This window comes from Flavobacterium sp. (assembly GCF_043779715.1).
GTDB lineage: Bacteria > Bacteroidota > Bacteroidia > Flavobacteriales > Flavobacteriaceae > Flavobacterium.
This window is the reverse complement of sequence record NZ_JAYWDT010000041.1, coordinates 1-10477: the sequence shown is the minus strand read 5'-3', so window position 1 is coordinate 10477 and position 10477 is coordinate 1. Positions and strand designations below refer to the sequence as shown.

The 10477-nt window shown below is 32.6% G+C and carries 12 protein-coding genes and 2 tRNA genes; 6 read left to right on the top strand and 8 right to left on the bottom strand.

What is annotated here, in order from left to right; translation table 11 throughout:
- Nucleotides 1–24 precede the first annotated feature (24 nt).
- The 3 genes from ACH2BG_RS01800 to ACH2BG_RS01790 all read left to right on the top strand — a co-directional run bounded on the left by ACH2BG_RS01800 (nucleotide 25) and on the right by ACH2BG_RS01790 (nucleotide 673).
- Nucleotides 25–97 (top strand) — tRNA-Gly (locus tag ACH2BG_RS01800).
- A gap of 44 nt (nucleotides 98–141) precedes the next feature.
- Nucleotides 142–226: transfer RNA gene (locus tag ACH2BG_RS01795), tRNA-Leu, on the top strand.
- A gap of 81 nt (nucleotides 227–307) precedes the next feature.
- Nucleotides 308–673: a DUF1508 domain-containing protein gene (locus tag ACH2BG_RS01790; RefSeq protein ID WP_091476438.1), complete on the top strand. Its 366-nt coding sequence runs from the start codon at nucleotides 308–310 to the stop codon at nucleotides 671–673.
- A 205-nt stretch (nucleotides 674–878) separates the two neighbouring features.
- Here ACH2BG_RS01790 and ACH2BG_RS01785 read toward each other — a convergent pair whose 3' ends face one another.
- From ACH2BG_RS01785 to ACH2BG_RS01775, 3 genes are all read right to left on the bottom strand, one after another.
- The gene (locus ACH2BG_RS01785) at nucleotides 879–1085 is read right to left on the bottom strand and encodes a hypothetical protein (RefSeq protein WP_395046019.1); all 207 of its coding nucleotides are present in this window, start codon (nucleotides 1083–1085) and stop codon (nucleotides 879–881) included.
- A 202-nt stretch (nucleotides 1086–1287) separates the two neighbouring features.
- Complete coding sequence (locus ACH2BG_RS01780) at nucleotides 1288–3429, bottom strand: S46 family peptidase (RefSeq protein ID WP_395046018.1); 2142 nt, start codon at nucleotides 3427–3429, stop codon at nucleotides 1288–1290.
- 68 nt (nucleotides 3430–3497) lie between these two features.
- Entirely contained in the window at nucleotides 3498–4727 is a 1230-nt protein-coding gene (locus tag ACH2BG_RS01775; RefSeq protein ID WP_395046017.1) for a 3-deoxy-D-manno-octulosonic acid transferase, read from the bottom strand.
- Nucleotides 4728–4838: 111 nt separating this feature from the next.
- Between ACH2BG_RS01775 and ACH2BG_RS01770 the strand changes: the two genes are divergently transcribed.
- From ACH2BG_RS01770 to ACH2BG_RS01760, 3 genes are all read left to right on the top strand, one after another.
- Complete coding sequence (locus ACH2BG_RS01770; RefSeq protein WP_395046016.1) at nucleotides 4839–5969, top strand: DegT/DnrJ/EryC1/StrS family aminotransferase; 1131 nt, start codon at nucleotides 4839–4841, stop codon at nucleotides 5967–5969.
- A gap of 45 nt (nucleotides 5970–6014) precedes the next feature.
- Nucleotides 6015–7031, top strand: coding sequence for a UDP-glucose 4-epimerase GalE (galE, locus tag ACH2BG_RS01765; RefSeq protein WP_395046015.1), 1017 nt, complete (start codon nucleotides 6015–6017; stop codon nucleotides 7029–7031).
- 65 nt (nucleotides 7032–7096) lie between these two features.
- A complete protein-coding gene (locus ACH2BG_RS01760; RefSeq protein ID WP_395046014.1) occupies nucleotides 7097–8002 on the top strand; it encodes a DMT family transporter in 906 nt (301 codons plus the stop codon).
- Nucleotides 8003–8057: 55 nt separating this feature from the next.
- Here ACH2BG_RS01760 and fabD read toward each other — a convergent pair whose 3' ends face one another.
- The 5 genes from fabD to ACH2BG_RS01735 all read right to left on the bottom strand — a co-directional run.
- A complete protein-coding gene (fabD, locus tag ACH2BG_RS01755) occupies nucleotides 8058–8930 on the bottom strand; it encodes an ACP S-malonyltransferase (RefSeq protein WP_395046013.1) in 873 nt (290 codons plus the stop codon).
- Between the two features lie 48 nt (nucleotides 8931–8978).
- On the bottom strand, nucleotides 8979–9506 hold the full coding sequence (locus tag ACH2BG_RS01750; RefSeq protein WP_395046012.1) for an NADPH-dependent FMN reductase: 528 nt from the start codon (nucleotides 9504–9506) through the stop codon (nucleotides 8979–8981).
- Nucleotides 9506–9913: an AtaL-like protein gene (locus ACH2BG_RS01745; protein WP_395046011.1), complete on the bottom strand. Its 408-nt coding sequence runs from the start codon at nucleotides 9911–9913 to the stop codon at nucleotides 9506–9508. The genes ACH2BG_RS01750 and ACH2BG_RS01745 overlap by 1 nt, the downstream gene beginning before the upstream one ends.
- Nucleotides 9914–10141: a (4Fe-4S)-binding protein gene (locus ACH2BG_RS01740; RefSeq protein ID WP_395046010.1), complete on the bottom strand. Its 228-nt coding sequence runs from the start codon at nucleotides 10139–10141 to the stop codon at nucleotides 9914–9916.
- A gap of 2 nt (nucleotides 10142–10143) precedes the next feature.
- Nucleotides 10144–10477: OsmC family protein (locus ACH2BG_RS01735; RefSeq protein WP_395046009.1), on the bottom strand; the 334-nt coding region annotated here is incomplete at its 5' end.

Below are 10477 nucleotides of genomic sequence, written 5' to 3'. Positions count from 1 at the left end.
CGGTTCTTTTTAAAATTTGAAAACGCGAAAATAGCTCAGCTGGTAGAGCGCGACCTTGCCAAGGTCGAGGTCGCGGGTTCGAGCCCCGTTTTTCGCTCTATGCCAAACAAAAATTATATTTGATTTTTGTTAAATAAAACCGCTTGGGTGGTGAAATTGGTAGACACGCTGGACTTAAAATCCAGTGACTGTAATGGTCGTACGGGTTCAAGTCCCGTCCCGAGTACAAAAGCTTCAAACTATGTTTGGAGCTTTTTTTATTTTAATTCATTTATCAATTAGTACTTTCAAATTATATTCAAAAAAGATGAGCACATTTGTTATTAGTAAAAGAATTAACGACGAGTATAAATTTGAATTTACTTCTAGAAGAGGTAAAGTTATTTTTACGAGTAACAACTTCGAACTAAAATTTGAATGTGAGAATGAAATAGAATTCTTAAAAGCATCTGTTGGAGATGCTGTTTTTTTAAAATTCAAATCCTCAAGAGGTAAATTTTTTTTCAGACTAATTATTCACGAAAAAGAAATGGCTATTAGCCGAAAATATACTACACAATTGCTGTTGCAAAAAGGAATCGATGAAATTGTAAAATATGCCTCTAAATCGGAAATACTAGACTTTTCTAATAATGATTTTGCTTTCTTTGATAGTTTAGAGGAAAAGGAATAGTTAGAACATTTTTTTTCTGAGTTATAAATAATCTTAGCTAATATATTTGTCTAATAACGCTTCTCTAAAAGCGTCGATTGCTTTGGCGTAGAAATCGGACTAATTTATAAACAACAATAGTGTTATAATAGTTTTTAAGAAAAACTATTATAAATAAAAAACCACGCCAATGGCGTGGTTTAAAATTTTTAGAATTAGATTCTAATTATTTTTTTGCAGCAGCTTCAGTTGCAGTTGCAGCAGCTTCAGTTGCAGCAGCAGCAGTATCAACAGCTTCAGCAGCAGCATCAACAGCTTCTTCCATTACTGGAGCTTCTTCAGTTACTGGAGCCTCAGCAGCAGCATCTTTACATGATACAAAAGAAACACTCATCATAGCTACTAAAGCTAAACTTAAAACAATTTTTTTCATCTTACTTAATTATAAAGGTTAATTATTAATTCTTTGCAAAGATATAAATTTTTTAATATGTAAAACTTTTTTTTTACTTTTTTTTAAAATTTTTTACTCTTTGTCAACATCTAGTTTAATTACAATTTCTGTGCCAAAACTTTACTAGTTTAAAAAAATATCTAAAACTTCAATATTTTTTAAAATATTGAACTCTAACGACTTATTTTTTCTTTGGGTGAACCAATTTCATTTCGTCAACTAAATGTTTTGCTCCAGCAAATTTATCTACAATAAACAAAACATATCGCATGTCGACCATTACATTTCGGCAAATAGAAGGATCATAATGTATATCGCTCATGGTACCTTCCCAAACACGGTCAAAATTTAATCCAATTAGATTTCCTTCGGCATCTATCGCTGGACTTCCTGAGTTTCCTCCTGTTGTGTGATTTGTACCAATAAAACAAACGGGTAACTTTCCGTTATCGGCATATTGATCATAATCTTTGTTATTGTAAAGTTCAATTAGTTTTTTTGGAACATCAAATTCGTAATCACTGGGAACATATTTTTCCATAACTCCATCTAGGTAAGTTACTGGATTGTAATAAGTAGCGTCTTTTGGCGCATAACCTTTCACTTTTCCGTAAGTAACACGCAAAGTGCTGTTTGCATCTGGAAAAATACGCGAGTTTGGGTATAATTCTAACTGCGCTTTCATATAAGTTCTTTGTAAAGCAGTTATTTTCAGGTTGATTTCGTCATATTTTAGAGCAAGATTCTTACTGTAATTATCCGCTAATGATTTTACAAAAATGTAACCTTTGTCTGAATTCAATTTTTTTAAGACTGATTTTGCATCACCACTTAAAAGTGATTTAAACTTAGCATAATCTACTAATTTCGATTTGCTATATATTGATGTTGTTAGTTTTTTATAATCTATATTTAATAATGAAGCAGGCAGAAACTGTTTTGGCGCTTTGTTTCCATAAAGAGCAATGAGTTGTTCGAAAACTTTTTCGTCTACAGTTGCATTAAAATCTTTATAAAAATCCTCTTGAGATTTAATTAGGTTTTCTTTTCTATCATTAAATGCTTGTTCGCCTTTGGTTGTAAATACTTGTTCCAGTTGGTATAATTTGTATCCTAAGCTTAATAATTCGGTATTTTTCACAACCACTTCCGAGAAATAATCTCTGCTTAAAGAATAAGGCGTGATTTCCTTGTAGTTCTTTTCAAATTCAGACAATAAATTTCCGTATTCGTTTTGTTTGCCAGTTTGGATGACTTTTTGCTGAAAATCTTTTTCGAAATTTTGTTTGATACCAATCGCATTCGATTTTTTCAAACCTTGACTTTCGCCAATCCATTTTTTCCAATAATTGGCTACACCAGCATATTTTGAAGCATATTGAATTTTGATGGCGTTGTCTTTTCGCATAAAACCATCTTGCACTTTAAGTGCAGCATCACGAATTTCTATTTTTGCAGGATTTGTTTCGTTTACAATTTGTGCCACTGCAAATGATGGTAAATATTCCTGTGTTTTTCCAGGATAACCCATAACTATTGTGAAGTCGTCTTCCTGAATACCATCTAAGGAAACTGGTAAAAAGTGTTTTGGTGTATATGGAACATTGTCTTTAGAATACGTTGTTGGATGATTGTTCTTGTCAGCATAAATTCTAAACATCGAAAAATCTCCTGTATGACGTGGCCAAACCCAATTGTCGGTATCAGAACCAAATTTTCCTATCAAACTTGGTGGTGCGCCAACCAAACGAACATCTTTAAAAGTTTCTGTTACGAACAAAATGTACTGATTTCCTTCAAAAAATGTACGCACTTTGTTTTCTTGCCAAGCTTCTTTTGTAAAACTTCCAGAAACTTTAGTTATATTTTCCTGAATTTTCTTTTGTTTTTCTGCTTCCGAAGTAATCGATGCAACACCATCTAAAACCTGAGTAGTTACATCATTTATACTTACGATAAATGTGACTACTAAATTCTCATTTGGTAATTCATCTTCCATTTTCATAGCCCAAAAACCATCGGTTAGATAATCGTGTTGTGTAGAAGAATGGTTCTGAATCGCATCGAAACCACAATGGTGATTCGTAAGAATTAACCCTTTTGGAGAAATAACTTCCGAAGTACAACCACCGTTAAAATGTGGAACAGCATCTTTTAAGCTCGAATGATTTACCGAATAAATATCATCGGCAGAGATTTTCATACCCAAATTTTTCATCTCTGTTTCGTTCATTCCGTTTAGCAACGAAGGAATCCACATGCCACCTTGTTGTGCCTGCGTTTGAATAACAAATAATAGAAGTAATAGTTTGATAAATTTCATAAGTAATATTTTTTTGAAGGGTGCAATGTATGAATTTAATTTATGGGGTTATTTTTTTTAAGATTTGATTAAGAAATATGCTTCAAAATCACATCTGCCGCACCTTTATTCATATTCACGAAAGTGCTACAAATATGTCCCTTTTCAAATCTTTCATCTGGATTTTGAATTAAATTATCGAGAATTTCATTCAATTCCTTCTGATTAGAAATCGAAATACAACCAGTCATATTTACCAAAGCAGTTGCTTCGGCAAAATGAGTGAAATTTGGACCAATAACAATTGGAACACCAAAAGTTGCAGGTTCTAATATATTATGAACACCAGGATTTCCGAAACCGCCACCTACATACGCGATGTCAGCGTAAGAATATATTTTTGTTAAAATCCCGATGGTATCAATAATGAAAACATCGTATTTCGATAGATTTGTATTTGATTTTTCTGAAAATAAAACGGTCTTTTTTGAAATGGAATTTTTCAATTCTTGAATTTGTTCCGATTTAATATTGTGTGGCGCAATAATAAATTTTACCTCATTTGATGATTGATTAATGTAGTTTACCAATAAACTTTCGTCTTTTGGCCACGAACTTCCAATTACAATAGTTGTTGTATTGTTTTTAAATTGTTCGATAAAATCTAATGAATTGTCACGTTCTAAAATTGAAACTACTCTGTCAAAGCGTGTGTCGCCAGAGATTTTCAGATTATTAAAACCGATGCTTTGCAAGAGTTTTTTAGAGCTTTCGTTTTGTACAAAAAAGTAATCGAAAGATTGTAAAGCATTTCTATAAAAACCGCCATACCATTTAAAAAAAGATTGTTTTTCTCTAAATACTCCTGAAATTAGATAGGTTTTAATATGCTGTTTTTTGAGTTCATTCAAATAATTGGGCCAATATTCGTATTTGATAAAGAAAACCATTTCTGGATGAACTAATTTTAAAAATTGTTGTGCATTATTTTTGGTATCTAAAGGCAAATAAACGGTAACATCAGCAACAGTATTATTTTTTCTAACTTCATAGCCAGAAGGAGAAAAAAAAGTAACCACAATTTTATGAGAAGGAAATTTTTCTCTTATTTTTTCAATTACGGGCAAGCCTTGTTCGTACTCGCCTAGCGAAGCCGCATGGAACCAAATGGTCTTATCTGCTGAGCTTATTTTGCTTTGTAAAGTTGTAAAAATAGTTTTTCGACCGTCAACAAAAAGTTTAATTTTTGGACTGAAAATAGCAACAATTTGCAACAGGAAACTAGCAATATAAACAATGAAATTATATAGAAAAAGCATATCAAAATATTTCTGATGCTAAAATACACTTTCTTTTAAATATGTTTGAATTCATTCTTCTAAAATCCCTATTTTTGTATTCAATATTAGACTTTGTCATAAATAAAAAAGATGAAAAAAATTCAAATGGTTGACTTAAAAAGTCAGTACGAAAAAATAAAAGATACAGTAAACTCTTCTATTCAGGAAGTTTTAGATACAAATACTTACATAAACGGGCCAGAAGTTCACAAGTTTCAAAAAATGCTAGAAGAATATCTAGATGTAAAACACGTAATTCCTTGTGCTAATGGAACCGATGCTTTGCAAATAGCCATGATGGGATTGGGATTGAAACCTGGTGACGAAGTCATTACTGCCGATTTTACCTTCGCAGCGACTGTCGAAACTATTGCACTTTTGCAATTGACGCCAGTTTTAGTCGATGTCGATATGTACAATATGAACATTAATATTGAAGCCATTAGAAAAGCAATAACACCAAAAACAAAAGCCATTATTCCGGTACATTTGTTTGGTCGCGCTGCGAATATGGAAGCGATTATGCAAATTGCAAACGAGCATAATCTTTTTGTAATCGAAGACAATGCACAAGCTATTGGAGCCAGTTGCAAATTTTCTGACGGTACAAAAAAGAAAGCAGGAACAATAGGTCAGGTAGGAGCAACTTCATTTTTTCCTTCTAAAAATTTAGGTTGTTATGGTGATGGTGGAGCCATTTTTACAAACGATGATGACTTAGCTCACACGCTTCGAGGAATTGTAAATCACGGAATGTATGTGCGTTATCATCATGATGTTGTAGGTGTAAACTCTCGTTTAGATAGTATTCAAGCAGCAGTTCTTAATGCAAAACTACCGCTTTTAGATACTTATAGTAAAGCTCGTCAAGATGCGGCTAGAAAATATTCGGCAGCTTTTGAAGGACATAAAAATATTGTAGCACCAAATATTTGTGATGTTTGCGATTGTCATGTTTTTCATCAATATACCTTGAGAATAATCGATGCGGACAGAAATGGTTTGATGGATTATTTGTTAAGTAAAGAAATTCCATGTGCTATTTATTACCCAATTCCACTACATTCTCAAAAAGCCTATTTAGATTCTAGATATAAAGAAGAAGACTTCCCAGTCACAAATCAATTAGTTCAGGAAGTTTTGTCGTTGCCAATGCACACGGAACTTGACGACGAACAAATAAAATTTATAACCGATTCTGTTTTGGAATTTTTAAAATAGTTGAATTTGGTTAACTGATTAACCGATTAACCGAATAAACATTTCATGAAAATACTAGTAACAGGAGGTCTGGGATTTATAGGTTCTCACACCGTTGTAGAATTACAAAATGAAGGTTTCGAAGTGGTTATCATCGATAATCTTTCTAACTCATCTGAAGAAGTCTTGAAAGGAATTTTTGCCATTACAGGTAAAATGCCTTTGTACGAAAAATTAGATTTGAGAGAAAAAACATTGGTGCGAAATTTCTTCGAAAGACATAACGATGTTGATGGCGTAATTCACTTTGCAGCATCAAAAGCAGTTGGTGAAAGTGTCGAAAACCCTTTGTTGTATTACGAAAATAACATTAATACATTGGTTTATATTCTGCAAGAATTGCAACAAAAAACCGAGGCTAATTTTATTTTCAGTTCGTCTTGCACGGTTTACGGTCAAGCCGAAAAAATGCCGATTACCGAAAATGCGCTCATACAACCAGCCGTTTCTCCGTACGGAAATACAAAACAAATAGGTGAAGAAATTATTACCGAAGTTTGTAAAGTCAGTGCTATCAAAGCTGTTTTATTACGATATTTCAATCCAATTGGAGCGCATTCAAGTGCCGAAATTGGCGAATTACCTATTGGTGTTCCACAAAATTTAGTTCCGTATATAACCCAAACAGGAATAGGTTTACGAAAAGAATTATCGGTTTACGGTGACGATTACCCAACGCCAGACGGAACGTGTATTCGTGATTATATTCACGTTGTCGATTTGGCAAAAGCCCATGTTATTGCTTTACAACGATTGTTAAATAAGAAAAATTTAGATAAAGTAGAAACTTTCAATCTAGGAACTGGAACAGGAAGTTCGGTTCTAGAAGTTATTACAGCTTTCGAAAAAGTTTCTGAACAAAAATTACCTTATAAAATTGTTCCTCGTCGCGAAGGCGATGTCATTTCTGCTTATGCAAATACGGATAAAGCAAATATTGTTTTGGATTGGAAAGCGCAATCTACATTAGAAGAAGCTTTAGCAAGTGCTTGGAAATGGGAACGGAAGATTAGGAAGCAGTAGGCGGATTGCAGATTTTAATTAAAATCTATCATCGATCCGTATTTTATCTATTATCTCTAAAAAAAATGAATCAAAAAACCGATTTCAAATTATTATTCTGTCTAATTGTAGTGGCAATTGTTTGGGGAACCACTTATTTTGGGATTCGAGTTGCTGTCGAAACTATTCCACCTTGGTACATTACTTCGATGAGACAAGGTTTGGCTGCAATTATTGTGATGGTTATTTTACTTTACAAAAAAGAATTATCATGGATAGGTTGGGAAAATTTTAAACTTCAGTTTATTCCATCAATTTTAATGATTGTTATTGCCAATGGTTTTACGACTATTGCCGAAAAAAGTGTTCCAAGTGGTTTGACATCGATATTAAGTGCTTTGTCTCCAGTTGTTATTTTTATTGGAAGCATTTTATTTGGTTTACAAAAACCAAGCATCAAAGGGTTTATTGGTGTTATTATTGGTTTTCTTGGTGTTGTTTTTATTTTCAGAGATGGATTAGGTGCTATTTTAGAACCAAACTACAAAACTGGAATTCTGTTTTTGAGTATTGCCATTTTAAGTTGGTCGGCAGGAACGGTTTATTCTAAAATGCATATTCATAAATCTAATAATATTGCACTCAATTTGTTTTATCAATTTGGGATTGCAACTATTATCCAGTTTTTTTTAGCACTTATATTTTCTCCAAATGTCGATGTAAGTTTGTGGAGTTCTCGAAGTATTTTTGCTACTTTATATTTAGCGGTTTTTGGATCCGTTTTGGCTTTCTTCTGTTACTTATATGCATTGAAAAGAGTCACTGCAATTCAGGTTTCAATCTTAAATTATATTAATACAGTTATTGCCGTTTTCTTAGGCTGGTTGTTCCTAGACGAAGTAATTACTAGTGATTTTATTATTGCAACAGCGTTAATTATTCTGGGTGTTTTTATCATTAATTATAAAAAGAAAGAAATTATAGAAAAATAAAAAAACTCCAAATTAGTATTGAATTTGGAGTTTTTTTATTGATTTTAAAGTAAAACTAAGCACTTGCAGTTTCCGCTTCTTTATCGATTTTTCCAACCAATCCAACCAATACTTTTCCTGGGCCAACTTCTGTAAATAAAGTCGCGCCATCTTGTATCATTTGTTGTACCGATTGTGTCCATTTTACAGGAGCAGTCAATTGAATGATCAAGTTTTTCTTAATCTCATTTGGGTCAGAAATGGCACTTGCTGTTACATTTTGATATACGGGACAAATAGGAGTAGAGAAGGTTGTAGCTTCAATAGCTGCGGCTAATTCCTCTCGAGCTGGCTCCATCATTGGCGAGTGAAAAGCACCGCCAACAGGTAAAATCAGTGCTCGTTTTGCTCCAGCTTCTTTCATTTTTTCACAAGCCAATTCAACTGCTTTATATTCGCCAGAAATAACCAATTGTCCAGGGCAATTATAATTTGCTGCCACAACAATTCCCTCAATTGAAGCACAAATATCTTCTACAATTTTATCTTCTAAATTTAAAACCGCTGCCATTGTTGAAGGTTTGATTTCACAAGCTTTTTGCATTGCAATTGCTCTTTGTGAAACTAATTTTAATCCGTCTTCAAATGATAAAGCACCATTGGCAACCAATGCAGAAAATTCTCCTAAAGAATGTCCAGCAACCATTTCTGGTTTGAAATTTTCTAATGTTTTTGCCAAAATTACTGAATGTAAAAAAACGGCTGGTTGTGTCACTTTGGTTTCTTTCAATTCTTCGGCAGTTCCTTCAAACATAATATCTGTGATTCGGAAACCCAGTATTTCATTCGCTTTTTCGAATAATTCTTTTGCTAATGCTGAATTTTCATATAAATCTTTTCCCATTCCTGAAAATTGTGCGCCTTGACCTGGAAATATGTATGCTTTCATCTTTTGTGTTTAATTTGTTATAAAACCAGAACAAAAATAGTATTTTTATTATAATTCGATAGATTTTACAATTTCTAATAACTGATTTTTTAAATCTGGATTAATAATTCCGTTAGAAGTATCAAAATTTTCATTGAAACTTGGTAAAGAAAAACTTCCTTTTACAATTCCGCCTTGAAACGGAAATCTTTTGGTGGCAATATCCAAAACTGAACTTCCACCACGAGCACCAGGAGAAGTCGCTAATAACAACATTTCTTTTTCCTGAAATGTTTTGGCGTTAATTCTTGAAGTCCAATCTAAAACATTTTTAAAAGCTGTGGAGTAATTTCCGTTATGTTCTGCAAAGGAAATCACAATTAAATCGGCACTTCCTAATTTCGCATAGAAATCGGTTGCCAAAGCATGAATTCCGTGTTCTTTTTGTTTATCCACAGAAAAAACTGGCATTTCATAATCGTTTAAATCTAAAATTTCCACGGAAGCATTTTCAAATTGATTGGCAGCATACGTTACCAATTGTTTATTTATGGATGTCTTACTTGACGAAGCAGCAAAAGCGATGATTTTTCTCATTAGTTATTTTCTATAAAAGTTTTAGTTTTTAATACGGCGTTTTTCACCATTTCTGAATTATCAAATTCAAATTTAGTTGTTTTGTCTTTCCAATTTATGGTAAAAGTCATTTCTGTTTCGTTTTCAGAAATAACTTTAATGTCGTTATCTACATAACCTTCAAATTTCGGATGTTCTATTAGCAGAAACCTTACTTTATAGGGAATAAAAGTGATTTTTTCTATAAAAGTTGTGGTATTTTCTGCTGTTGTAATTGTCATTTTTCTGGTAACGAAATCTTCATTTTTTTCCAAAATAATTACATCACTTACGCCTGGAACAAAGTTTTCTGGCTTTTCAATTTTAAGAATTAAATGTTTCCAAACTTTTTCCAAAGAAGCGTTTACGGTAGTTGGAAATTGAACCATTTATTTTGTATTCAAATAATAAGATAAAGCGCCAGACGGACATTTATTTATAGTTTCAATAATTTTTTCCGTTGTTGAATTATCAGGTGTAATCCATGGTTGTTCTTTAGGTTTAAACACATCAGGATTATTTCTCACGCAATTTCCAGAATGTGTACACTTTCCAGATTGCCACACAATGGTCACTTCACCATTTGTATATTCTTTTTTAATGTTTCTTGGGTCCATAATTATATAGTTGTGTTAATTAAAACAGTGTTTTTTAGAATTTTAGAAACAGGACATTTTTCGGTAATGATTAATAACCTGCTTTTTATATCTTCTTCAATTGTGTTTGAAAAAGTAATCGTTCTTGATATGGTTGTAGTTAATTCGGGATTGTTTTCTTGAGATAAATTTAGTGAAATATGTATTTCTGGGATGTCCCAACCTTTTCTATCAATATACATTCGTAAAGTAGACAAAGTACAACCTGCTAATGATGCTAAAAGTGTGGAATATGGATCTGGCCCAAGGTCTTTTCCATCAATACTTTCAGGTTCATCCATCACAAATGTTCCGTTA

Coding starts and splice junctions, on each gene's coding strand:
- ACH2BG_RS01785 (WP_395046019.1), bottom strand. CDS start 1,085: ATGAAAAAAATTGTTTTAAGTTTAGCTTTAGTAGCTATGATGAGTGTT.
- ACH2BG_RS01775 (WP_395046017.1), bottom strand. CDS start 4,727: ATGCTTTTTCTATATAATTTCATTGTTTATATTGCTAGTTTCCTGTTG.
- fabD (WP_395046013.1), bottom strand. CDS start 8,930: ATGAAAGCATACATATTTCCAGGTCAAGGCGCACAATTTTCAGGAATG.
- ACH2BG_RS01740 (WP_395046010.1), bottom strand. CDS start 10,141: ATGGACCCAAGAAACATTAAAAAAGAATATACAAATGGTGAAGTGACC.
- ACH2BG_RS01745 (WP_395046011.1), bottom strand. CDS start 9,913: ATGGTTCAATTTCCAACTACCGTAAACGCTTCTTTGGAAAAAGTTTGG.
- ACH2BG_RS01760 (WP_395046014.1), top strand. CDS start 7,097: ATGAATCAAAAAACCGATTTCAAATTATTATTCTGTCTAATTGTAGTG.
- ACH2BG_RS01770 (WP_395046016.1), top strand. CDS start 4,839: ATGAAAAAAATTCAAATGGTTGACTTAAAAAGTCAGTACGAAAAAATA.
- ACH2BG_RS01750 (WP_395046012.1), bottom strand. CDS start 9,506: ATGAGAAAAATCATCGCTTTTGCTGCTTCGTCAAGTAAGACATCCATA.
- galE (WP_395046015.1), top strand. CDS start 6,015: ATGAAAATACTAGTAACAGGAGGTCTGGGATTTATAGGTTCTCACACC.
- ACH2BG_RS01780 (WP_395046018.1), bottom strand. CDS start 3,429: ATGAAATTTATCAAACTATTACTTCTATTATTTGTTATTCAAACGCAG.
- ACH2BG_RS01790 (WP_091476438.1), top strand. CDS start 308: ATGAGCACATTTGTTATTAGTAAAAGAATTAACGACGAGTATAAATTT.